The organism is Pseudomonas sp. Ma2-10 (assembly GCF_054330215.1).
Genome location: NZ_JBTEYL010000002.1, coordinates 263,376 through 286,666 on the forward strand (window position 1 = coordinate 263,376; position 23,291 = coordinate 286,666).

General features: G+C 60.9%; 20 protein-coding genes and 1 pseudogene. 6 read left to right on the plus strand and 15 right to left on the minus strand.

The features are described 5' to 3' along the window. Positions 1-26: 26 nt before the first annotated feature. Together ACXPVS_RS03825 and ACXPVS_RS03830 are read left to right on the plus strand one after the other, a co-directional pair. Positions 27-1,406, plus strand: a complete 1,380-nt coding sequence (locus tag ACXPVS_RS03825; RefSeq protein ID WP_458508737.1) for a DUF2868 domain-containing protein — start codon at positions 27-29, stop codon at positions 1,404-1,406. Then, positions 1,399-2,775, plus strand: a complete 1,377-nt coding sequence (locus ACXPVS_RS03830) for a GTPase/DUF3482 domain-containing protein (protein ID WP_458508738.1) — start codon at positions 1,399-1,401, stop codon at positions 2,773-2,775. The genes ACXPVS_RS03825 and ACXPVS_RS03830 overlap by 8 nt, the downstream gene beginning before the upstream one ends. A gap of 37 nt (positions 2,776-2,812) precedes the next feature. Here ACXPVS_RS03830 and ACXPVS_RS03835 read toward each other — a convergent pair whose 3' ends face one another. From ACXPVS_RS03835 to ACXPVS_RS03865, 7 genes are all read right to left on the minus strand, one after another. Continuing rightward, the gene (locus ACXPVS_RS03835; RefSeq protein WP_458508739.1) at positions 2,813-3,370 is read right to left on the minus strand and encodes a phosphonate degradation HD-domain oxygenase; all 558 of its coding nucleotides are present in this window, start codon (positions 3,368-3,370) and stop codon (positions 2,813-2,815) included. Then, a complete protein-coding gene (locus ACXPVS_RS03840; protein ID WP_458508740.1) occupies positions 3,370-4,503 on the minus strand; it encodes a TIGR03364 family FAD-dependent oxidoreductase in 1,134 nt (377 codons plus the stop codon). The genes ACXPVS_RS03835 and ACXPVS_RS03840 overlap by 1 nt, the downstream gene beginning before the upstream one ends. A gap of 59 nt (positions 4,504-4,562) precedes the next feature. Next, positions 4,563-5,588: a putative 2-aminoethylphosphonate ABC transporter substrate-binding protein gene (locus ACXPVS_RS03845; protein WP_458508741.1), complete on the minus strand. Its 1,026-nt coding sequence runs from the start codon at positions 5,586-5,588 to the stop codon at positions 4,563-4,565. 51 nt (positions 5,589-5,639) lie between these two features. After that, a complete protein-coding gene (locus ACXPVS_RS03850) occupies positions 5,640-7,364 on the minus strand; it encodes a putative 2-aminoethylphosphonate ABC transporter permease subunit (protein WP_458508742.1) in 1,725 nt (574 codons plus the stop codon). Beyond that, on the minus strand, positions 7,364-8,440 hold the full coding sequence (locus tag ACXPVS_RS03855) for a putative 2-aminoethylphosphonate ABC transporter ATP-binding protein (protein ID WP_458508743.1): 1,077 nt from the start codon (positions 8,438-8,440) through the stop codon (positions 7,364-7,366). The genes ACXPVS_RS03850 and ACXPVS_RS03855 overlap by 1 nt, the downstream gene beginning before the upstream one ends. 166 nt (positions 8,441-8,606) lie before the next feature. Next, positions 8,607-9,470 (minus strand): LysR family transcriptional regulator, encoded by an 864-nt coding sequence (locus tag ACXPVS_RS03860; RefSeq protein WP_458508744.1) that lies wholly within the window; start codon positions 9,468-9,470, stop codon positions 8,607-8,609. 16 nt (positions 9,471-9,486) lie between these two features. Beyond that, a complete protein-coding gene (locus ACXPVS_RS03865; protein ID WP_458508745.1) occupies positions 9,487-11,745 on the minus strand; it encodes a heavy metal translocating P-type ATPase in 2,259 nt (752 codons plus the stop codon). 85 nt (positions 11,746-11,830) lie between these two features. On the opposite strand from ACXPVS_RS03865, the gene cadR reads away from it, so the two are divergent. Next, on the plus strand, positions 11,831-12,280 hold the full coding sequence (cadR, locus tag ACXPVS_RS03870) for a Cd(II)/Pb(II)-responsive transcriptional regulator (RefSeq protein WP_458508746.1): 450 nt from the start codon (positions 11,831-11,833) through the stop codon (positions 12,278-12,280). A 46-nt stretch (positions 12,281-12,326) separates the two neighbouring features. On the opposite strand, the gene ACXPVS_RS03875 is transcribed toward cadR, so the two are convergent. From ACXPVS_RS03875 to ACXPVS_RS03885, 3 genes are all read right to left on the minus strand, one after another. Next, positions 12,327-13,298, minus strand: a complete 972-nt coding sequence (locus ACXPVS_RS03875) for a thymidylate synthase (RefSeq protein ID WP_458508747.1) — start codon at positions 13,296-13,298, stop codon at positions 12,327-12,329. A gap of 48 nt (positions 13,299-13,346) precedes the next feature. Beyond that, positions 13,347-14,153, minus strand: coding sequence for a prolipoprotein diacylglyceryl transferase (gene lgt / locus ACXPVS_RS03880; protein WP_458508748.1), 807 nt, complete (start codon positions 14,151-14,153; stop codon positions 13,347-13,349). An 81-nt stretch (positions 14,154-14,234) separates the two neighbouring features. Continuing rightward, a complete protein-coding gene (locus ACXPVS_RS03885; protein WP_458508749.1) occupies positions 14,235-15,017 on the minus strand; it encodes a sulfite exporter TauE/SafE family protein in 783 nt (260 codons plus the stop codon). Between the two features lie 120 nt (positions 15,018-15,137). Between ACXPVS_RS03885 and ACXPVS_RS03890 the strand changes: the two genes are divergently transcribed. Beyond that, positions 15,138-15,884 carry an NRDE family protein gene (locus ACXPVS_RS03890; RefSeq protein WP_458508750.1) on the plus strand — a complete coding sequence of 249 codons (747 nt, stop codon included), beginning with the start codon at positions 15,138-15,140 and terminating at the stop codon, positions 15,882-15,884. A gap of 59 nt (positions 15,885-15,943) precedes the next feature. Here the strand turns inward: ACXPVS_RS03890 and ptsP are convergent, their stop codons facing one another. Both ptsP and ACXPVS_RS03900 read right to left on the minus strand, forming a co-directional pair. Further along, positions 15,944-18,223, minus strand: a complete 2,280-nt coding sequence (ptsP, locus tag ACXPVS_RS03895) for a phosphoenolpyruvate--protein phosphotransferase (protein ID WP_458508751.1) — start codon at positions 18,221-18,223, stop codon at positions 15,944-15,946. 22 nt (positions 18,224-18,245) lie between these two features. Beyond that, entirely contained in the window at positions 18,246-18,725 is a 480-nt protein-coding gene (locus tag ACXPVS_RS03900; protein WP_008150514.1) for an RNA pyrophosphohydrolase, read from the minus strand. Positions 18,726-18,868: 143 nt separating this feature from the next. Here ACXPVS_RS03900 and ACXPVS_RS03905 point away from each other — a divergent pair, with 143 nt between their 5' ends. Next, positions 18,869-19,525: a histidinol-phosphatase gene (locus ACXPVS_RS03905; protein WP_458508752.1), complete on the plus strand. Its 657-nt coding sequence runs from the start codon at positions 18,869-18,871 to the stop codon at positions 19,523-19,525. Between the two features lie 4 nt (positions 19,526-19,529). On the opposite strand, the gene ACXPVS_RS03910 is transcribed toward ACXPVS_RS03905, so the two are convergent. Both ACXPVS_RS03910 and ilvA read right to left on the minus strand, forming a co-directional pair. Then, positions 19,530-19,955: a DUF2269 domain-containing protein gene (locus tag ACXPVS_RS03910; RefSeq protein ID WP_458508753.1), complete on the minus strand. Its 426-nt coding sequence runs from the start codon at positions 19,953-19,955 to the stop codon at positions 19,530-19,532. A gap of 39 nt (positions 19,956-19,994) precedes the next feature. Next, positions 19,995-21,509, minus strand: coding sequence for a threonine ammonia-lyase, biosynthetic (gene ilvA, locus ACXPVS_RS03915; protein ID WP_458508754.1), 1,515 nt, complete (start codon positions 21,507-21,509; stop codon positions 19,995-19,997). A 147-nt stretch (positions 21,510-21,656) separates the two neighbouring features. On the opposite strand from ilvA, the gene rpiA reads away from it, so the two are divergent. Continuing rightward, positions 21,657-22,331 carry a ribose-5-phosphate isomerase RpiA gene (rpiA, locus tag ACXPVS_RS03920; protein ID WP_458508755.1) on the plus strand — a complete coding sequence of 225 codons (675 nt, stop codon included), beginning with the start codon at positions 21,657-21,659 and terminating at the stop codon, positions 22,329-22,331. A 58-nt stretch (positions 22,332-22,389) separates the two neighbouring features. Here rpiA and ACXPVS_RS03925 read toward each other — a convergent pair. Further along, positions 22,390-23,289: pseudogene (locus ACXPVS_RS03925) on the minus strand (SdiA-regulated domain-containing protein); the annotation flags it as partial. Positions 23,290-23,291 lie beyond the last annotated feature (2 nt).

A 23,291-nucleotide genomic window follows, 5' to 3' on the forward strand; every position in this document is an offset into this window, starting at 1 on the left:
CGTTCAATTGAGCGACGGGATGCCGCGTGTCTGAACTGACCCCACTGCAAAACCTCTGGCTGACCGAGACGGTGCGCCTGCGTGAAGAACACGCCGGCCCACTGGATGATCTGGAAGCCAACCGACTGGCCCGCAGCGCGGGCGGTGATCTGCCGACACGCATTCAACGCCGTGCCCTGTGGCTGGCCGACCGCGATGGACTGACCAGCGCCCTCAAGCATTGGCTGCAAGGTGCGCGGCTGGCACTGCTGGTGCTGACTGTTCTCGCCGTCGCCAGCGGCGCCGGCCTGGCGTTTGCCGCGCTGGGTGACGGACACACTCCGGTGAATGTGTTCTGGGCCTTGGGCAGTTTGCTCGGACTGAACCTGATTCTATTGTTGAGCTGGGCGTTGGGCCTGGTCTTCGCTGGCGACCACGGCGCGACCCTCGGCCGCTTATGGTTATGGCTCAGCGAAAAACTCGCTCGCGATGCCAAAGCCGCGCAACTGGCCCCGGCCCTGCTGCTCTTGCTGCAACGACAAAAACTCAATCGCTGGGCGGTCGGCGTGCTGGTCAATAGCCTGTGGTTGCTGGCGATGCTCAGCGCGCTGTTGATGCTGTTGATGCTGATGGCGACCCGGCGTTACGGCTTCGTCTGGGAAACCACGCTCCTGGGCGGCGACACCTTCGTCGCCATGACCCAGGCCCTCGGCGCCCTGCCGGCCATGCTTGGTTTCAACGTACCGACCGTAGAGATGATCCGCGCCAGCGGCGATGCCGCGCTTAACATCGAAAGCGCCCGTCAGGCCTGGGCAACATGGCTGGTCGGCGTGCTGGTGGTCTACGGTGTTTTGCCGCGCCTGTTGCTGGCGCTGTTCTGCCTGTGGCGCTGGAAAACCGGGCACGCGGCATTGCGTCTGGATTTGAACCTGCCCGGTTACGCCCAACTGCGCGAACGGCTGATGCCGACCAGTGAACGCCTGGGCGTCAGCGACGCTGCGCCAGAGCAATTGCATCGTATTGAAAGCGGTGTCAGCGAACTGCCAAGCGATGGCGCGTTATTGGTAGCCATCGAGCTGGACGATCAACGCCCCTGGCCGCCGCCACTGCCCAGCTCCGTGAGCAACGCTGGCATCCTCGACAGTCGCCAATCGCGACACAAACTCCTCGAGCAGCTGAGCCGCTTTCCCCCAGCCCGCCTGGCCATCGCTTGCGATCCGCGACGTTCGCCGGACCGCGGCAGTCTGGCACTGATCGCCGAACTGGCTCGTAGCGCCAGCACCACCCGCGTCTGGTTGCTGCAAGCACCGCCGGGCGAAGCGCTGGATGCCCAAAGGCTGGGCGACTGGCACGTGGCGCTGCGGCAGTTGGACCTGCCGTTCGCCGATTGCGCGCCGTTGAACTGGCTGGAGACCGGTCATGACTAACCCCAGGAACCCGCCCTTGAAGCTCGCAGTGGTCGGCCACACCAACGTCGGCAAAACCTCGTTGCTGCGCACCCTGACCCGCGATGTCGGTTTCGGTGAGGTGTCTCACCGTCCCAGCACCACACGACACGTCGAAGGCGCGCGGTTGTCGGTGGATGGCGAGCCGTTGCTCGACCTCTTCGACACGCCAGGCCTGGAAGACGCCATCGCTCTGCTCGACTACCTCGAACGTCTGGAACGACCGGGTGAACGCCTGGACGGCCCGGCGCGTCTTGTGCGATTTCTTGAAGGCAGCGAAGCCCGGCAGCGTTTCGAACAGGAAGCCAAGGTGCTGCGGCAACTGCTGACCTGCGACGCCGGTCTCTACGTGATCGATGCCCGGGAACCGGTGCTGGCCAAATACCGCGACGAACTGGAAGTGCTGGCCAGCTGCGGCAAACCGTTGCTGCCGGTGCTGAACTTCGTGAGCAGCGCCGACCACCGCGAACCGGATTGGCGCGAGGCATTGGCGCGTTTGGGCTTGCACGCACTGGTCCGCTTCGACAGCGTCGCACCGCCTGAGGATGGCGAACGTCGACTCTATGAAAGCCTCGCGCTGTTGCTGGAAAGCGCCCGCCCACAACTGGAGCGCCTGATCGCCGATCAGCAAGCGCAACGCCTGGCTCGTCAACAGAGTGCGGCGCGGCTGATTGCCGAATTATTGATCGACTGCGCGGCGTGTCGGCGTAGCGTGGTCAGTGATGACGAGCAAGAACAGCAAGCCATCAGCGAATTGCGCAAGGCGGTTCGACAACGGGAACAACGCTGCGTCGAAGCGCTGCTCACGCTCTATGCCTTCCGTCCACAGGACGCGGCGGCCAGTGACCTGCCTCTGCTCGATGGCCGCTGGGGCGATGACCTGTTCAACCCGGAAACCCTGAAACAGCTGGGTGTGCGGCTTGGTGGCGGTATCGCGGCCGGCGCGGCAGCAGGCGCCGGAGTCGATCTGTTGGTGGGCGGACTGACCCTTGGCGCAACGGCGCTCGTCGGCGCAATTGCCGGCGGCGCCCTGCAAACCGCCCGCAGTTATGGCAGCCGCTTGCTGGGCAAGATCAAAGGCCAGCGAGAGCTGACCATCAATGACAGCGTGCTGCGGCTATTGGCATTACGCCAGCGGCAACTGCTGCAAGCGCTCAATGCGCGTGGGCATGCGGCGATGGACAGCATTCAAGTGGCCACGCCCCAGGACAAATCCTGGCGCGAAGGCAAACTGCCCGAGGCACTGAACAAGGCTCGGGCGCATCCGCAGTGGTCGTTGCTTAATCCTCATCCGAAGTTGAATCAGGCGCAAAGGCAGGATCAGATCGAAGTGCTGGCGCAGCAACTCTGAATTGATCGTTCCCACGTTCTGATCGGCGTGGGAACGATCATGCAGCCAACACGCGCAACGCCTTTGCTTTCAAGAGACCAAGATCCATCACCGGCACCGCCATCTCCTTCGCCAACTCATCCCACTGGCGCATGCGCAAACTGACCGCACACAACGGATCCTGCTCGAAAGCTTCAGCCTCTTCCGCGGTCATCACACCACCCTGATATTCCAGGGTCCGGCGGCTGGCTTCACTCAAGCGCCCGTAGTACCCGGGCTCTTTGAGCGTCAGGTAGCGCTTGGCCTGAACGTGGTATTCCACAAGCCGCGCCATGCGCTCGCTGAAACCTGCGCGGCGTAAATAATCCGCGCCCAGCCGCTCGTGACTGACCACGCCGAACCCACCCATGTTTTCGGCGCTCTCGGTACAGATATGGCCGATGTCGTGGAAGAACGCAGCCAACACCACTTCATCATCAAAGCCTTCAGCCATAGCCCGTTCAGCGGCCTGGGACATGTGCTCGATCTGCGACACCGGCTCGCCGATGTAATCGCTGTCACCAAAGCGCTCGTACAGCGCGAACACCTCGGCGATCACTTGCTCATTGCGGTCCATCAACGCTCTCCCAACAACGTTGCTACGTTACGCTCAGCCATCGCCGGCCCGACGCTCATGCCGACACCCGCGTGCATCAGCGCCACGCTCACACCCTGCATCGGACGCAAGAACGAAAACGGCCCCGGCCCCCGTGAACCATAGACGCCCTGCCAGCGTTCGACCACTTGCACCTTGCAACCCAAGGTGTGTTCCGCGAGCTCAATCATCCAGTTGTCCACTTGCTCGGCATTGAACGGCGACGGATCGCTGCCGTAATGGTGGGAGTCGCCGATGATCAACTCACCGTAAGGCGTCGGGCTGATCAGCAGGTGAATGCCGTTTTCATGCAGGTGCGGCACGGCCCGCAGAATTTGCGCCTGTACGGCGGCGGCCTCTGGCAGATCGGCGAAGGCGCCGTAGTGCACGCCACTCAAACCGGTGAGCAACGCATGTTGCAGGTTGAGGTTGATTTGCGGTCGAGCGCGAAGCATTTGCAGGCGGCAGATTTGCGGGTTGAGTTCGGCGATCGGCTCGGCCAGTAGCGTCTGATAATCGTGGCCGGAACAGACGACGATCTGCTCGGCGCAGAAGGATCCTGCGGTGCTGTACAAGCGCCCAGGCTCGATGTCTCGCACCAGAGTGGAGAAGTGAAACGCGACGCCGAGTTCGCGGCGCAGGTAGTCAATCAGCGCGGGAATGGCTTCACGGGAATACAGTTGCTGATCGTCCATCCCGTGCAATGCGGCGCGGTGATGGCTGAATTGGCCGCCATACAAATCACGCAATGCGGCGCCGCGCAGCAGGTCGACACGGTAACCGTGTTCCACGGCGCGACCGGCGCAGAAGGCTTCCAGCAGGTGCTCTTCGGCTTCGGTGCGGGCAAACAGGTACGAGCCGTTGCGCTTGAGTTGCAGGCCGGCGAATTGTGCCCATTGGCCCCAGACCTCGCGGCTAGCCTTGGCCAGTTCAAGCATAAGGCCCGGTGGTTGACCCGTGACCAGTGCCTGGCCGAAGTTGCGTACCGAGGCGCCCAAAGGCGTTTCGCTGCGCTCGAAAACGGTGACCTTGAGGCCTCGCTTGGCGGCAGCGTAGGCATGGGACAGTCCAAGAATGCCCGCGCCGACGATCAGCATGTCGTTGTGTTGTGTCATGGGGTTTTGTCCTGAACCCAGGGCCCCTTCGCGAGGGGCTCTGTCAGCCGATGAAGATGTTACTTGGCAGCCACTTTCTCGGACTTGCCGTCATAGCGCTTGCGCCACTCGGTCAGGATTTCATCGCGATTCTTCGACGCCCAGGCGAAGTCGTTCTTGATCAAACGCTGCTCATAATCCGCTGGCAATTCGGTCTGCGGCTTGGCGATACCTGGCTGCGCGAGCACCGCGAAGTTTTCTTTATAAAGCTCCATCGCCGCCTCGCTGGAAGAGAAGTCCGCCAGTTTTTTCGCCGCCTCTTCGTGCGGTGTGCCCTTGATCACAGCCGTCGCTTCGATCTCCCAGCCCAGGCCTTCTTTCGGCAGGATGATGTCCAGCGGGGCGCCCTGGCGTTTCAGCTGGACCGCCGGGTATTCAAAGGAAATGCCGATCGGAAATTCACCCGAGGCCGCGAGTTTGCAGGGCTTGGAGCCGGAGTGAACGTACTGGCCGATGTTCTGATGCAAGTCGTCCATGTAGGCCCAGCCCTGCTTCTCGCCAAAGGTTTGCAGCCAGGCGCTGACGTCGAGGAAACCGGTGCCGGACGAGGCCGGGTTAGGCATGACAATCTTGCCTTTGTACTCAGGCTTGGTCAGGTCCTGCCAGCTCACGGGTTTGCTCAAGCCCTGCTTTTCGGCTTCGACAGTGTTGAAACAAATGGTCGCAGCCCAGACGTCCATGCCGACCCAGGCCGGCGGGTTGGCGGCGTCGCGGTAGTTGCTGCCGATTTTGCCCAAGTCCTTCGGCGCGTAGCTTTGCAGCATGCCTTGCTGATCGAGGATCGCCAGACTCGACGCGGCCAGGCCCCAGACGGCGTCAGCCTGCGGGCGAGCTTTTTCGGCCAGCAGTTTGGCAGTGATGATACCGGTGGAGTCGCGCACCCACTTGATCTCGACGTCCGGGTTGGCCTTTTCGAAGGCGTCTTTGTAGGTCTTCAGTTGTTCGGCTTCGAGGGCGGTGTACACCGTCAACTCGGTTTTCGCCGCGAAGGCGTTCAGGCTGAAAGCGGTAAGGACAGCAGCGGCCAGGGCCATAGGCTTGAACATGATCTTTTCCTGTTTTTGAGTTGAGGGGCTTTCGGTTTTAGGAGCAGCGAATCAGTTGCCAGGCGCGGTCTGCCGCCAGGCTTGGGAGCGACGCAGCAAACCGCGCGAGGCCCAGGCCAGCAGCAGGGAAACGCCCGCCGAGGTGAACAGAATCAAAGTCGACATTGCCGCCGCGCCGCCGACATTGCCGGCATCGTCCATGTTCAGCACCGCCACCGCCGCAAGGATGGTGTCGGGGCTGTAGAGGAAGATCGCTGCCGACACGGTGGTCATGGCCGAGACGAACAGGTAGCGCACGATGTCCAGCAATGCCGGCAGACAAATCGGCACGGTGACCCGCAGGTAGTGCCGATACAGCGGCGCTTTTAGCGACAGCGCGGCAGCTTCGAACTCAGCATCGAGTTGGCGCAGGGCGGTGGTGGCGGTCATTTGCGCGGTGGTCAAATAGTGAGCGATGGTGCAGACCACCAGCAGGGTCATGGTCCCGTAGAGCACATGCAGCGGGTTGCCGCTGAGGTTGAAGAAAAAGACATAGCCCAGACCCAGCACCAGCCCCGGCACCGCCATCGGTACGAAACTGAGCATGCGCAGTGTCAGATTCAGCCCGCGCTGGCCCTTGGTTTTTTCCATCAGATAAGCACCGGTGAAGATCAGCACGCTGCCGATCAACGCCGTGCACAAGGCCATCTTCACGCTGTTGCTATAGGCCAGCCAGCCTCCGCCCGCCGTGTCATTGAACTGGTAATGGTTGAGCGACAGCGACAGGTTGTACGGCCAGAATTTCACCAGTGACGAATACACCGCCATGCCGAACACCAGCAGCAACACCGCGCAGATCAGCAGCACGATGGCCAGGTAGCAGCCGTCCCGCAGTTTCGACGGCGCCGGTTGAAAGACCTGTGCCCGACCGCTCATGGAGTCGCCGTGACGCCGACGCAACCAGGCGTCGACACTGAAGCTGAACAGCGCCGGCACCAGCAGGACCATGCCGATCAATGCGCCGCGACCGAATTGTTGTTGGCCGACCACGGCTTTGTAGGCTTCCAGCGCCAGCACCTGATAATCGCCACCGACCACTACGGGCACACCGAAGTCGGTGATGGTCAGGGTGAACACCAGACAGAACGCCGCGAACACAGCCTGACGAGTCGCAGGCCATGTGATGCTACGGAAAGCTTTCGCCGGACTAGCGCCCATGCTGGAGGCAGCATCGAAGAGTCGCGCGTCTGCCAGCGAAAGGGCCGACAGCAGAATCATCAAGGCGTGTGGGAAGGTGTAGATGACCTCGCCCAGAACAATGCCCCAGAAGCCGTAGATATTGTCCGAGAGCAAACCGCGCAACAGGCCCTGGTTGCCGAACAGATACACCAGCGCAATGCCCGGCAACATCGACGGCGCCATCAGCGGCAACAGCGACATGCCGCGCCAAATGCCTTTGCCCGGTATCAATGTGCGTTGCAGGGCGTAGGCAAACAGGTAGGCCAGCGGTACGACAATCGCCGCTACGCTGAGGGAAACCTTCAGGCTATTGCCGAGCAACCAGTGGAAATTCGCGCTGGTGACCAGCTCTCGTGCAGCGTCCAGACCACCGCCCTGCCCGGCCTCAGAGCTGAAACCCCGCCAGAAGATCGCCAGCAACGGCATCAACACCGCGACGCCGAGTAACACCAGCAAAAGGACTTTGCCGCCGACCACAAACACCCGGTCGCCGATCTCGGCACGGGAGGTCTGCCGACCCTGCTTGTGCGGTATCGGCAGCGCGAGGTTCGCGCTCATCAGGCAAACACCTGCAGGCTGCGCGGAGGCAAAGCGACCATGATTTGCTGCGCGCCAAGACGCGGCATCGCTTCCGGCGCCAGTTCCGCCAACAGCGCATGACCTGGCAGTTGATCGAGTTCGAAACTCATGCGACAGCGGTTGCCGAGGAAGGTGATCTCGCGAACTTTGGCCGGGAACAGGTTTTCTTCCTGCACAGGCGGGTTGACGTTGATCGCTTCGGGGCGGCAAAACAGACGACCCGATGCAGCGTTGCCCGAATCGGCCGCCAGGCGCAGGTTCATCCCGCCGACCTGGGCGTGGCTGTCGCTGCTACGCTGGAATGGCAGCCAGTTGCCCTGACCGACGAACTCCGCCACAAACGGTGTGGCCGGGTGGTCGTAGATTTCCTGTGGCGTGGCGTATTGCTCCACCTTGCCGTTGTTCATCACGGCGATGCGGTCGGCCATCAGCATGGCTTCGTCCTGATTGTGGGTGACCATCAGGGTGGTGATGCCGAGGTTGCGCTGAAGTTGGCGCAGTTCGGTGCACAGATGCTCGCGGACTCGGGCGTCTAGGGCCGACATCGGTTCGTCAAGCAGCAACAACGAAGGCGCCGGTGCCAAGGCACGAGCCAGTGCGACGCGTTGCTGTTGGCCGCCGGACAATTGGCCGGGGTACTTTTTTTCACTGCCGATCAGGCCGACCAGTTCCAGCATCTGACCGACACGCTTGCGCACTTCATCGCGACCACTGCCAGCGAGGCCATAGGCGATGTTCTCTTCGACGGTGAGGTTGGGAAACAACGCGTAGGACTGAAACAGAATGCCGTAGTCCCGGGCCTGAGGCGCCAGGCGGGAAACGTCGCGATCGCCGAGATACAGCTCGCCACTGTCTTGCCTCTCCAGACCGGCGATGCAACGCAGCAAGGTAGTTTTGCCACAACCCGACGGACCGAGCAGGCACACCAGTTCACCGGCCGCCACGTCGAGGGAAACGTTATCCAGCGCGGTGAAGGCGCCGAAGCGCTTCTGCACGCCGCGCACTTTCATCGGGGCGCCGGGGTTGGTCAGGGCAGTTGCGATCGAGTGGTTCATGGAAAGGCCTCATCAAGCAGATGAAGGCCATCCTAGATTTGTAATGCGTCCATCATGTGGCAGTGAGGCAAAAACCGCTGATAGTGGTATTCAGGGATTTTGGTTGAAGGTATTGGTTGTCCGGTCAGGCCCCTTCGCGAACAGGCCGGCCCCGTCACCGCTGAACTCAAGCCGGGGCCATTTCCTGCGCCAACCCCAGAAACGCCGCCGGCAGCCGTGCGCCTTTTCGTTCCTTGAGGCAGTACAAATACTCGGGGATCTGCGGCGCATTCTCGATGGTCAGCACGCGCAGTTGTGGATCATGCGGCACTTCCTGCCGGGCAATGATGCTGATGCCAATATTGCGCAACACCGCCTCACGGATCGACTCACGGCTGCCAATTTCCAGTAGCGGCCCGAAACTCACCCCGGCGCTGGCCAGCAATTCCTCGGTCAGGCGTCGAGTGGTCGAACCCGGTTCGCGCATCAATAACGTATGCCCGGCCAACGCACTGAGCGGCACAGGGTCGTGGACCGCCAGCGGATGATTGCGATGCACCGCCAGCACCAACGGATCACTGCCGAGCACCCGGCGAATCAGCCGCGCATCCTCCAATAACTGCGAAGACGCGGCGATATCGACCCGGTAATCTTCCAGCGCCTCCAGCACCTGCTGGGAGTTGCCGATCTCCACCGACACTTCCACCTGCGGCAAGCGCTCGCGAAAGGTCTTCACCAGATCAAGGATGTAGTAAGGCGCCGTGGCCGCGATGCGCAACGTCCCCTGAACCTGACCGCTGTTACGCAGGAAAAACTCGATGTCGGCTTCCTGCTGCAGCAGCGCCTTGACCATCGGCAACAGCCGCGCACCTTCATCGCTGACGCTGAGGCGGCGGCCACCACGGTAAAACAATTCAACCGAGTACTGACTTTCCAGATTGCGAATCTGCGTGGTTACCGTGGGCTGGCTCAGGCCGAGTTTTTTCGCCGCCAGGGTAATGCTGCCCAGGCGGGCAACCATGTAAAACGCCTTCAGCTCGGCACTCAGCACACCCTTTCCTCATCGTCTATTTGCGCAACAAGCGCAAACCGTTAAACACCACCAACAGGCTCACGCCCATGTCGGCGAACACCGCCATCCACATGGTGGCGATCCCGGCGAAGGTTACCCCAAGAAAGATCGCTTTGATGACCAAAGCGAGGGCAATGTTCTGTTTGAGGATACTTGAGGTTTGCCGAGACAGCCGGATGAAGGTCGGAATCTTGCGCAGATCATCGTCCATCAGGGCGACATCGGCAGTCTCGATGGCGGTATCGGTGCCCGCCGCCGCCATGGCAAAACCGATCTCGGCCCGCGCCAGCGCCGGAGCGTCGTTGATGCCGTCGCCGACCATGCCGACGGTATGGCCCCGTGCATAAAGGGCTTCGATGGCTTGCAGCTTGTCGGTCGGCAGCAGATCGCCCTTGGCCTCGTCGATGCCGACTTGCGCGGCAATCGCCTGAGCGGTGTGGACGTTGTCGCCGGTCAGCATCAGGGTTTTGATGCCCAGGTCATGCAGTTGCTGGATCGCCTCGCGGCTGGACTCTTTCACGGTGTCGGCCACGGCAAACAGCGCCAATGGGCCGGATGTGTCGAGCAGCAGCACCACGGACTTGCCCTGTTTCTCCAGCGCAAACAGCTTTTCCTCCAGTGCAGGCGAGCACAGGTTCAGTTCTTCCACTAAACGGTGATTACCCAAGTGGTAAACCTGACCGTTAATTTCGCCGCGTACGCCGCGACCGGCCAGCGCTTCGAAGTTATCCACCATCAGCGGCGCGAGTTGTTGATCCACCGCCGCGTTGGCAATGGCCAAGGACACCGGGTGATCGGAGCGACCGGCCAGTGCGGCTGCAATCGCCGGGGCTGATTCGTCCGCGGTCGGATCAAGCGACAGGTAATCGGTCTGCACCGGTTTGCCGTGCGTGATCGTGCCGGTCTTGTCCAAGGCCAGGTAATCGAGCTTGTAACCGCCCTCCAGATAGACGCCGCCCTTCACTAGAATGCCTTTGCGCGCCGCTGCCGCGAGGCCGCTGACGATGGTCACCGGGGTGGAAATCACCAACGCGCATGGGCAGGCGACCACCAGCAACACCAACGCTCGGTAGATCCAGTCGAACCACACCGCGCCCATGAACAGCGGCGGAATCACCGCCACCGCCAGCGCAAAGATGAACACGGCCGGGGTGTAGATTTTCGAGAATTGATCGACGAAACGCTGGGTCGGCGCCCGCGCACCTTGGGCCTGCTCGACGGCGTGGATGATCCGCGCCAGAGTCGAGTTGTTGGCCGCCGCGGTCACGCTGTATTCCAGCGAGCCGGCCTGATTGATGGTGCCGGCGAAGACTTTATCGCCGATGGTCTTCTCCACCGGCAGGCTTTCGCCGGTGATCGGTGCCTGATCGATGGTTGAACTGCCCGCCACCACTTCACCGTCCAGACCAATACGCTCACCGGGACGCACCCGCACTCGCGCCCCCAACTCGATGGTTTTGACATCCCGCTCGATCCAACTGCCGTCGGCCTGCTGCACCGTGGCCCGTTCCGGGGTCATCTGCATCAAACCGCCGATGGCGTTGCGCGCCCGGTCCAGCGACTTGGCTTCGATCAACTCGGCGACGGTAAACAGGAACATCACCATCGCCGCTTCCGGCCACTGACCGATCAAAATCGCACCGGTCACCGCGATGCTCATCAACGCGTTGATGTTCAGGTTGAGGTTTTTAAGCGCGATCCAGCCCTTCTTGTAGGTCCCGAGCCCACCGCTGAGGATCGAGATCAACGCGATGACCGCCACGACCCAGTTCGGCGCAGCGCTGGTGAAGTGGATCACTTCGGCGACCAGTGCGCCAACACCCGACAGCGCCAGGGGCCACCAGGGCTTTTTCTCGGGCGACGTCGCTGGCGGTTCAGCGCCCTGCTCTATCGGCTCGGCCTGCATGCCGAGGGACTTGATGGCGTCGATGATCGGCGCAGTGCTCGGCAAGTCATGGGTGACGCCCAACACTCGGTTGATCAGGTTGAATTCCAGTTGCTGCACGCCCACGAGCTTGCCGAGTTTGTTCTGAATCAGCGTCTGCTCGGTCGGGCAGTCCATGGCGTCAATGCGGAAACTGCTCAGTCGCGCGCCAGCGGTCGGCGTTTCGCTTAACTTGATCAGCGAAGGTGCTGCCACTTTGGATGCACAGCAGGAATCCCCGTGCCCGCCATGGTCATGCTGGGGCACAGGCTGCAGTTTGTGGCTGTGATCGTCAGCCTCGGGTTTGTGCGTGTGAAGGGAATCGCTCATCGGGTCGCGTCCATAAAGGTGCCTGTTGCCAAGTAAAGACCCTGTAGCCACTATAGGGTCAAGCACCCTTTTGGAGATTGTCGTCATGAAGATCGGAGAACTGGCCAAACTCACCGACTGCGCCGTGGAAACCATTCGCTACTACGAGCGCGAAAACCTGCTGCCGGAGCCGGCCCGCAGCGACGGCAACTACCGCGTCTACACCCAGGCCCATGCCGAGCGCCTGACCTTCATCCGCAACTGCCGCACGCTCGACATGACGCTGGAAGAAATCCGCAGCCTGCTGGCCCTGCGCGACAGTCCGCAAGATCAATGTGAAAGCGTGAATGCATTGATCGACGAACACATTCATCACGTGAAAGCGCGGATCGATGGATTGATGGCGTTGCAGACACAACTGCTCGACCTGCGCCAACGGTGCAGCGAAGGGCCGGATATCGATCAGTGCGGGATTTTGCAGCGGCTGGAGGTCAGTGGCGGGGTTGTGGCGACGGAGAGTGAGCATTCTCATGTCAGGAGAAGCCACGGCCATTAACAGCCATGATCGTTCCCACGCACTGCGCGGGAACGATCAGGCGGGGCTAGACCGCCATCGGCGCGGTCATTGGCGCGTGGTGCTCGTAACCTTCCAGCGAAAAATCGCTTGGCTCAATCAACTCCAGCCACTGCGGCTGATAAACACCGGTCTTGGCAAATTCCGGTACACGGTCGCTAATCACCAGTTTTGGCATCGGGAACGGCTCGCGCTTGAGCTGTTCGTTCAGCATGTCCAAGTGGTTTTCGTAGACGTGGGCATCACCGATGAAATAGGTGAACCAGCGCGGCGTATAGCCGGTCAGGCGACCGATCAGGCTCAGCAGCGCTGCGCCTTCGGTGAGGTTGAACGGCGTGCCCAGGCCCAAATCATTGGAGCGAATGTACAGAGTCAAAGAAATCTCTTTGGTCTCGACGTTCGGGTGGAACTGGTACAGCAAATGGCACGGCGGCAGGGCCATTTCATCGAGCTGGGCAACGTTCCAGCCGTGGAACAGGATGCGGCGGCTGCCCGGGTCCTTGATGATGGTGTCGACGCACTGGCGGATCTGGTCGATCGCCTTGTACAGCACCACATAGGCTTGACCGTCTTCTTCGCCTTCAGCGATCTGGCGGTAGCCCTGACTCAGGGTCTGTTCGATGGCGGCCTGGTTGCTGACCGGAATCTGCTTGTACGCCGGCCATTTGCGCCATTGCACGCCGTAGATCTCGCCCAGGTCGTCTTCGCCCTGACGGAACGGGTTGGCCAGCCACTGGGCGTTTTCGTTGGCGTTCTGATCCCAGACCTTGCAGCCCAGCGCACGGAATTCGGCAGCGCTGTTCACCCCGCGCAAAAAACCACACATCTCGCCGATGGCCGACTTGAAGGCCATCTTGCGCGTGGTGATCGCCGGGAAGCCTTCCTTCAGGTCATAACGCAGCATCGCGCCGGGGAAGCTGATGGTGTTCACGCCGGTGCGGTTGGCTTGCTTGGTGCCGTTCTTGATGACGTGGGCGACCAGTTCGAGATATTGCTTCATGAGTTACCTGTGTCCTTGAACCCGGGACCGTCGCCCCGGGGTTCGAATTTATACCGCCGCCGCTGGAGCCGCCGGTGCACGGTGATACGCCAGCCAGATCAGGTACAGACCGCCGACGATCATCGGTACGCACAGTACCTGACCCATGGTCAGCCAGTTCCAGGCCAGATAGCCCAGTTGCGCGTCCGGTACGCGGACGAATTCGACGATGAAACGGAAGATGCCATAGAACAGCGCGAACATCCCGGACACCGCCATGGTCGGCCGCGGCTTGCGCGAGAACATCCAGAGAATGGCGAACAGCGCTACGCCTTCGAGCGCGAACTGATACAGCTGCGACGGGTGACGCGCCAGTTGCGCCGGATCGGTCGGGAAGACCATCGCCCACGGCACATCGGTGGCCTTGCCCCACAACTCAGCGTTGATGAAGTTGCCAATACGTCCGGCACCCAGACCGATCGGCACCATCGGTGCGATGAAGTCCATCAGCTGGAAGAACGACTTGCCGTTCTTTTTACCGAACCACAACGCGGCCAACATCACGCCGATCAACCCGCCGTGGAACGACATGCCGCCCTTCCACACTTCAAAGATCAACAGCGGGTTGGCGAGGTAAGCACTCAGGTCGTAGAACAGCACATAGCCCAAGCGTCCGCCGACAATGACCCCCATCGACATCCAGAACACCATGTCGGAGAGTTTCTCTTTACTCCAGGTCGGGTCGAAGCGGTTCAACCGGCGCGACGCCAGCAGCCAGGCACCGCCGATGCCGATCAGGTACATCAAGCCGTACCAGTGGATTTTCAGCGGACCGATGGCCAATGCCACCGGGTCGATCTGCGGGTAAGGCAGCATTGCGACTCCTTGTTAGAGTTGAAACTTTAAAAATTCCCGGGCGACGCTGTCACGCGAGGGTTAAGTCAGGATTGCGGTGCATCAGAGCAGGAAATTCAGGCCCACGCAGAACAGCAAAGCGGCGAACAGTCTTTTCAGCAACTTCGGCGACAGGCTGTGAGCCAGTCGTGCGCCGAGGCGGGCGAAGAACATGCTGGTCAGGGCGATACCCAGCAGCGCCGGCAAATAAACAAACCCGAGACTATGGGCCGGCAATAATGGATCGTGCCAACCCAGAATCATGAAAAATAATGCACTGGACAAGGCAATCGGCAGGCCGCAGGCGGATGAAGTCGCCACGGCTTGCTGCATCGGTACGCTACGCGAGGTCAGGAACGGCACCGTCAGCGAGCCGCCACCAATCCCGAAAATCGCCGAGGCCCAGCCAATCACACTGCCGGCCACGGTCAGACCGACTTTACCCGGCACCGTTCGGCTGGCCTTGGGTTTGAAATCCAGTGCCAGTTGCGCAGCGATGACCAGGGCGAAGACGCCAATGATTTTCTGCAAGTTGGGCCCGGAGATCGCCTCCGCCGTCAGCGCGCCGAAACCGGCACCGATGAGAATACCGAGGGTCATCCAGGCAAAAATCGGCCAACGCACGGCACCCCGACGGTGATGTTCGCGGATCGCATTGACCGAGGTGAAAATGATCGTCGCCAGGGACGTACCGACCGCCAGGTGCGTGAGGATCGACGGATCGAACCCTTGCAGCTTGAAACTGTAAACCAGCACCGGAACGATAATGATCCCGCCACCGACCCCGAACAGCCCGGCCAGCACACCCGCACAGGCGCCAAGCGCCAGATAGAGCAGAAATTCCATGCGCATCCCCAAATGAGAACGGCATGGTAACGGATGCATGGCCTCAAGCTCCACTGGATGGCGATGGATACCCACTCGATGACTGAGTAGAGTGGGCAGAAAACACACAAGGACTACCTTATGTGCCTGATTGTTTTCGCTTGGCGACCGGGTCACCCCCAGCCGCTGATCGTGGCGGCCAACCGCGACGAATTCTATGCCCGGCCCAGCCTGCCGCTGGCGCAATGGCCCGAAGCACCGCACGTGCATGCCGGTCGCGATCTGGAGGCCGGAGGCACCTGGCTCGGTGTTGGCGCCAATGGACGCTTCGCCGCACTGACCAATATCCGCGATCCGCATCAGCCGCCCGCGCGCAAATCGCGAGGTGAACTGGTGGCGCGGTTTCTTAGCGGGGATAGGTCGATAAATGACTATTTGAGCGACGTGGTTGCACGTTCGCTGGAATACGCCGGATTTAATCTGCTGATCGGCGATACCAACGAACTGTGGCACTTCAATGCCCGGGAGACTGAGCCGGTGATACTGCCACCGGGGGTTTATGGGTTGTCGAACGCCGGGCTGGATTCGCCCTGGCCGAAACTGCTCAAGGCGCGGGCAGCGCTGGAGGACGTGCTGGACGATCCGCAACCTCAGGCTTTATTGGCGTTGCTCAGTGATCAGCAGACGGCGCCATTTGCCGAACTGCCGGATACCGGGGTCGGGTTAGCCACCGAGACGTTGCTGTCGAGTGTGTTTATTGCCAGCCCGACTTATGGGACTCGAGCGAGTACGGCATTGATTGTTCAGGCGGATGGGACGCGGTGGCTGGTTGAGCGGAGTTTTGGGCCGTATGGCGGGCATTTGGGGGAGGTGCAGATCAGGGTTTAAATGGGTGCTGTCAGGGCTGGCCTCATCGCGAGCGTTCCGACGATGAGGCCAGCCGCGTTTTAGAGGGTCTTGGCCGAAGCCGGATTAATCATCCGCGCCAACCCAAGGTTCTTCAGCGCCAGTTGCAGCGAGCTGTGGATAACTTGCGGGTTATCGATGGTCATCAGCTCGGCGAGTAATTCCTTGGCCTTGCTCAGGTTGATCTGACGCAACATCCACTTCACTTTCGGCAAGTTGGTGGCGTTCATCGACAGGCTGTCGAAACCCATCGCCATCAACAGCACCGCCGCCGCCGGGTCGCCGGCCATTTCACCGCAGATGCTCACGGGTTTGCCTTCGGCATGAGCGTCACGCACCACGCTCTGAAGCGCTTGCAGCACCGCAGGGTGCAGGTAGTCGTAGAGATCGGCTACCCGCGGGTTGTTTCGATCCACGGCCAGCAGGTACTGGGTCAGGTCGTTGGAGCCGACCGACAGGAAGTCCACTTGCCGCGCCAGTTCCTTGGTCTGATAAACCGCCGCCGGAATTTCAATCATCACGCCGATCGGCGGCATAGGCACGTCGCAGCCTTCGTCGCGGACTTCGCCCCAGGCGCGGTGAATCAGGTGCAGGGCCTCTTCCAGTTCGTGGATGCCGGAAATCATCGGCAGCAGAATCCGCAGGTTGTTCAAGCCTTCGCTGGCCTTGAGCATGGCGCGGGTCTGCACCAGGAAAATTTCCGGGTGGTCGAGCGTGACGCGAATGCCACGCCAGCCGAGGAACGGGTTGTCTTCCTTGATCGGGAAGTACGACAGCGACTTGTCACCGCCGATGTCCAGGCTGCGCATCGTCACCGGTTGCGGGTGGAACGCGGCGAGCTGCTCGCGATAAATCGCCAGCTGTTCTTTTTCACTCGGGAAGCGCTGGTTGATCATGAACGGCACTTCGGTGCGGTACAGGCCAACGCCTTCAGCGCCACGCTTCTGCGCCCGCGCCACATCCGCCAGCAGGCCGGTGTTGACCCACAGCGGCATGCGGTGGCCATCGAGGGTCACGCATGGCAAGTCACGCAAAGCGTCCAGCCCGAGGGCCAGTTGTTTCTCTTCCTCGACCACTTCGGCGAACTGCTTGCGCAGCAATTCGCTGGGGTTGGTGTAGACCTCGCCGTGGTAGCCGTCGACGATCATCTGGATGCCGTCGACTTTCGAATACGGCAGGTCGACCAGGCCCATCACCGTCGGAATACCCATGGCTCGCGCCAGGATCGCCACGTGGGAGTTGCCGGAGCCGAGTACCGAGACCAGACCGACCAGCTTGCCTTCCGGCACCTCGCCGAGCATCGCCGGCGTCAGTTCTTCGCTGATCAGGATGGTGTTGTCGGGGTAGACCAGGGTCTGTTGACGCTCTTCCTGCAAGTAGGCGAGCAAGCGGCGACCAAGGTCTTTGACGTCCGACGCGCGCTCACGCAGGTAGGCGTCGTCCATCAATTCGAAACGGTTGACGTGTTCGGTGACCACCTGACGCAACGCACCCTGGGCCCACTGACCCGTCTTGATCACGGTGGTGATTTCACTGCCCAGCGAGGCATCGTCGAGCATCATCAGGTAGACATCGAACAGCGCGCGCTCTTCCGGGCGCAACTGGTTCGCGAGCTTGGCGGACAAGGCGCGCATGTCGGCGCGCACGCCTTCGATGGCGGTCTTGAACAGCCCGAGTTCGGCGGCGATGTCGGTAATGGTCTTGTCCGGCACCACGTCCAGATCGGCCGGCGGCAGCATGACCACCGCAGTACCCACCGCCGCACCCGGCGAACCCGGTACGCCGATGAATTTGGCTTCCTGGATGCCCTTACCCTGACGGCCAAGCCCCCGGATCGAACCGGTGGCTTCGGCGTGGGCGATAACGCCGGCGAGCTGCGCGCTCATGGTCACGAGGAAGGCTTCTTCACCTTCGTCAAACTGGCGACGTTCTTTTTGCTGAATGACCAACACGCCGACGACGCGGCGGTGGTGAATGATCGGTGCCCCGAGGAATGAGGCGTAGCGCTCCTCACCGGTCTCGGCGAAGTAGCGATAGCGCGGGTGACCCGCAGCGTTTTCGAGGTTCAAGGGTTCTTCACGCGTGCCGACCAGGCCAACCAGACCTTCGTTGGGTGCCATGCTGACTTTGCCAATCGAGCGCTTGTTCAAGCCCTCGGTGGCCATCAGCACGAAACGGTTGGTCTCAGGGTCAAGCAGGTAGACCGAGCAGACCTGGCTGCCCATGGCCTCTTTGACGCGCAACACAATAATCCCCAACGCCGCCTTGAGATCCTTGGCGGAGTTAACTTCCTGGACGATCTTGCGCAGCGTATTGAGCATGGCTCGGGGTCGAACTCCGTCGTCAGTCGCGCGATAAAAGGCGCGGGGCAAGCTCTTTGAGAGCGCGTCGATACACCTCGCGCTTGAATGTCACCACCTGGCCCAACGGATACCAATAACTGACCCAGCGCCAGCCATCGAATTCCGGTTTACCGGTCAAATCCATCCGCACCCGCTGCTCGTTGGAGACCAGGCGCAGGAGAAACCATTTCTGTTTCTGGCCGATGCACAGCGGTTGGCTGTGTGTCCTGACCAGACGTTGCGGCAAACGATAGCGCAACCAGCCCCGGGTGCAGGCAAGAATTTCAACATCTTCGCGCTCAAGCCCCACTTCTTCGTTCAACTCGCGATACAAGGCGTCTTCCGGCGTCTCCTGGGGGTTGATCCCGCCCTGAGGAAACTGCCAGGCATCTTGATTGATACGGCGAGCCCATAGCACCTGTCCGGCATCATTCGTGAGAATGATCCCGACATTGGGGCGGAAACCATCGGGGTCGATCACGGCAACAACCTCGCAAACGCATGTCGGCGCATTGTTCCACAAAGGTTGTGATAGCAGCAACGAGCCGGTCTACCTTATGTGCACTCTTGTGAAAAGTCCGTATTCTGGACGCCTTTCTACAGACTTTTCAGCGAGTAACTGCAATGCGGCTGGCTTTATTCGACTTGGACAACACGCTCTTGGGCGGTGACAGTGACCACGCTTGGGGCGATTACCTGTGCGAACGCGGCTTCCTCGACGCCGTCGCCTACAAGGCGCGCAACGACGAGTTCTACCAGGATTACCTGGCCGGCAAGCTGAATAACGAGGCCTACCTGAACTTCTGCCTGGAAGTGCTCGGCCGCACCGAGATGACCACGCTGGATCAATGGCATCAGGATTACATGCGCGATTGCATTGAGCCGATTGTGTTGCCCAAGGGTCTCGAACTGCTGGCCAAGCACCGCGCGGCCGGCGACAAACTGGTGATCATCACCGCCACCAACCGTTTTGTTACCGGGCCGATTGCCCAGCGCCTGGGCGTCGACACCCTGATCGCCACGGAATGTGAAATGGTTGATGACCGCTATACCGGGCGCAGCACCGACGTCCCTTGCTTCCGTGAAGGCAAGGTGACGCGGTTAAATCGTTGGCTGGAAGAAACCGGGTATTCGTTGGAGGACAGCTATTTCTACAGCGACTCGATGAATGATTTGCCGTTGTTGGAGCAGGTGACCCATCCGATGGCTGTCGATCCGGACCCGAACCTAAGGGCAGAAGCTGAAAAGCGGGGTTGGCCGGTGATCAGTCTGCGCGGCTAAAACCTTAAACCGGCTTCGCGCCCATCAAGCCCGCAATCGCGATAAAACAAACAAAGCTGAACACTGCGAGGGCGAAGGTGAACTTGCCGTTGCCTCCCGCAACCGTGCGCAACGTGTTAAGCCGCACCAGCAACCAGAACCAACTCAACGCCGCGACGGTGTAAAGCACACTGGAAGCCAACAACCAGATCTGCCCCAACGGCCAGCCCACCAGGTGCACCATCCACCAGCCGGTAAACGGCATGCTCAGCAGCGCCAGCCCCATCACCAGCCAGATAAACACGCGCGGGCGCTGCAATGTACGCGCGTGAGCCGTTGCGTCACCGTTACGGCGCGTACGCCAGACCCAGATCGCCAGACCCAGTGCGCTGACCAGCAGCAACACCGTCGCCACCATATGAGCGACTTTCAGGGCGGTTAACGTTTCCATTGTTCGATTTCCTTATGGTCTGCCCATCAGCGTAGCCGCTCAGCCGAGAAACAGCTGATAGGCCGGGTTGTCGCTTTCGTCCCAGTACGGGTAACCGATTTCTTCCAGCGCTGCGGGCACTAGGTGGCGTTCATCGTGAGGCACTTGCAGCCCCGCGACCACACGACCATCCGCGGCGCCATGGTTGCGGTAGTGGAACATCGAAATGTTCCAGCGCCCGCCGAGCTTGCTGAGGAAGTTGAACAGCGCGCCCGGACGCTCCGGGAACTCAAAGCGCAGCACCACTTCATCGACCACCTGAACAGCACGCCCGCCGACCATGTGACGGATGTGCAACTTGGCCAACTCGTTGTCGGTCAGGTCGAGCACCGGAAAACCCTGCTCGGTCAGGCTGGCAAGCAGTGTACTGCGCGGATCGTTTTCCGGGTGAGTCTGCACGCCAACAAAAATGTGTGCCTCGCTGCCGGTGTTGTAGCGGTAGTTGAACTCGGTGATCTGGCGCTTGCCGATGGCTTCACAGAACGCTTTGAAGCTGCCCGGTTTCTCGGGAATCGTCACGGCGATGATTGCTTCGCGGCCCTCACCCAGCTCAGCGCGCTCGGCGACGTGGCGCAGACGGTCGAAGTTGACGTTGGCGCCGGAATCGATGGCCACAAAGGTGTGACCGGTGACGCCGCGTTGCTCGACGTATTTCTTGATCCCGGCCACACCCAATGCGCCGGCAGGCTCAGTGATCGAGCGGGTATCGTCGTAGATGTCTTTGATGGCCGCACAGATTTCATCGGTGGTGACGGTGATCACTTCATCGACATAGTCTTTGCAGATATCAAAGGTATGTTGACCGATCTGCGCCACGGCAACGCCATCGGCGAAGAGGCCCACGGTCGGCAGGATCACGCGTTCGCCGGCGGCCATGGCGGCTTGAAGACAGTTGGAATCGTCCGGTTCGACGCCGATGATTTTGATGTCAGGCCGCAAGTACTTCACGTACGCCGCGATCCCGGCGATCAGCCCGCCACCGCCCACCGGGACGAAGATCGCGTCCAGACGGCCAGGGTGCTGTCGCAGAATCTCCATCGCCACCGTGCCCTGCCCGGCAATGGTGTGGGGATCATCGTAAGGGTGGATGTAGACGTAGCCTTTTTCGTCGACCAGTTTCAGCGAGTAGGCCAGGGCTTCCGGGAACGAATCCCCGTGCAGCAACACTTTGCCGCCGCGTGAACGCACGCCTTCGACTTTGATTTCCGGGGTGGTCTTGGGCATCACGATGGTCGCTTTCACGCCCAACACTTTCGCCGCCAGGGCCAGGCCTTGCGCGTGGTTGCCCGCCGAAGCGGTCACGACACCGCGAGCGCGCTCTTCATCGCAAAGCTGCGTGAGCTTGTTGTAGGCACCGCGAATCTTGAACGAGAACACCGGCTGCAAGTCTTCGCGCTTGAGCAAAATACTGTTGCCCAGCCGCTCGGAGAGCTGACGGGCAGTCTGCAATGGGGTTTCTACGGCAACGTCATAAACGCGCGAGGTGAGGATCTTTTTGACGTACTGTTCAAGCATCGGAAAGCATCACTGAGCGGGTTGGGCAGGGCCAAGGAGTCTAACCCGGCTTTCGGGCAGGCGACCACACGAATCAAGAGGTTTTAGCCGGGCATGGGGCTATAATGCCGGCCTTTCCGTTCTTCCCTTGCCCGCTTCGGAGCCCGCATGACCCAGGATCAACTCAAACAGGCAGTGGCTCAGGCCGCCGTCGACTTCATCCTCCCGAAACTCGACGACAAGAGCATCGTCGGTGTCGGCACCGGCTCTACCGCCAACTGCTTCATCGATGCACTGGCCAAGCACAAAGGCGCGTTCGACGGCGCGGTCGCCAGCTCCGAAGCCACCGCCGCCCGCCTCAAGGGCCACGGCATTCCGGTGTACGAGTTGAATACGGTCAGCGACCTGGAGTTCTACGTCGACGGCACTGATGAAAGCGACGAGCACCTGAACCTGATCAAGGGCGGCGGCGCAGCCCTGACCCGCGAGAAGATTGTGGCGGCCGTGGCCAAGACTTTCATCTGCATCGCCGACGCCAGCAAACTGGTGCCGCTGCTCGGTGCATTCCCGCTGCCGGTGGAAGTGATCCCGATGGCCCGCAGCCACGTGGCCCGCGAACTGGTGAAGCTCGGCGGCGACCCGGTCTACCGTGAAGGCGTGTTGACCGACAACGGCAACATCATTCTCGACGTGTTCAACATGCAAATCACCAACCCGGCGGAGCTGGAGACGCAGATCAACGCCATCGTCGGCGTGGTCACCAACGGCTTGTTCGCGGCACGTCCGGCGGACTTGCTGCTGCTGGGCACCAGCGAAGGCGTGAAAACCCTGCGCGCCAAGTAAGCCGTACACAAAACCTGTGGGAGCAAGCTCCCACAGTGTATTTAGGGTTGTGGTGGTTTTTGAAGACGTAGAACAGGTTTGGCTCGCTCACCAGGTACATCGTACCGTCGTCATCCATGGCAATCCCTTCCGCTTGTGGCACTGTCTTCTGCAACCCCTGACGCCCCTTGCTCAGTGACAGGGTGCTCAGCGGTCGCCCGTCCACATCGAGCTCCAGAATCAGCCGCGACTCATCCGACAACGCCAACAGATGGCCACTGCGCTCGTCGTATTGCAGGCTCGACAGGTCCGTCACGAACATCCCGGCATCGCGCTTGGGGTTGTTCACTACGTGCACCGTGTAGGACTTTTCTGGGTTGTAATGGGGAAAGCCATGCACTTCGTAGATCAGCATCGGGTCGCGTTCCTTGGCGACAAACAACCGTTTGCCCACCGAGTCATAAGCCAGGCCTTCGAAGCCCTTGTTGCCGCTCATGTGCACGCCAAGGGTCATCTGCTCGGCATCCGCTGCGTCGAGGAACGTTGTGTTCTTGTCCAGATGAATCTTGATCAGGCGTTGTTGGCGTTCGTCCGTGATCACGTAAGTGTCGGCGCTGATGAATTCCACGGCTTCAGGATCGCCAAAACCGACCAGCGAAATGCGTCGAACGATCTGGCCGTCCAGCGACAGTTCGATCAGCTCTGAGTTTTTGTTGGTGACGGTGAACAGGCTTTTGCGCACCGGGTCGAAGGTCAGCGCCGAAACATCGTCGTTCAGCCCGTCAATGACCCGGGCTTCGATCTCCACCCGGTATTGATCCAGACCGATGGACTCGCTGTTTAGCGGTTGCCAGAGGGTGTGCAGGTTGAACCAGGCGCGCTCGAACAGGCGCAAGTACTGGCCGGCCGCAACCAGCGCGATCAGTGCAATCACTGTCAGGATCAAAATGAGGGGCTTGGGACGGGCAAGTCGGCGCATTC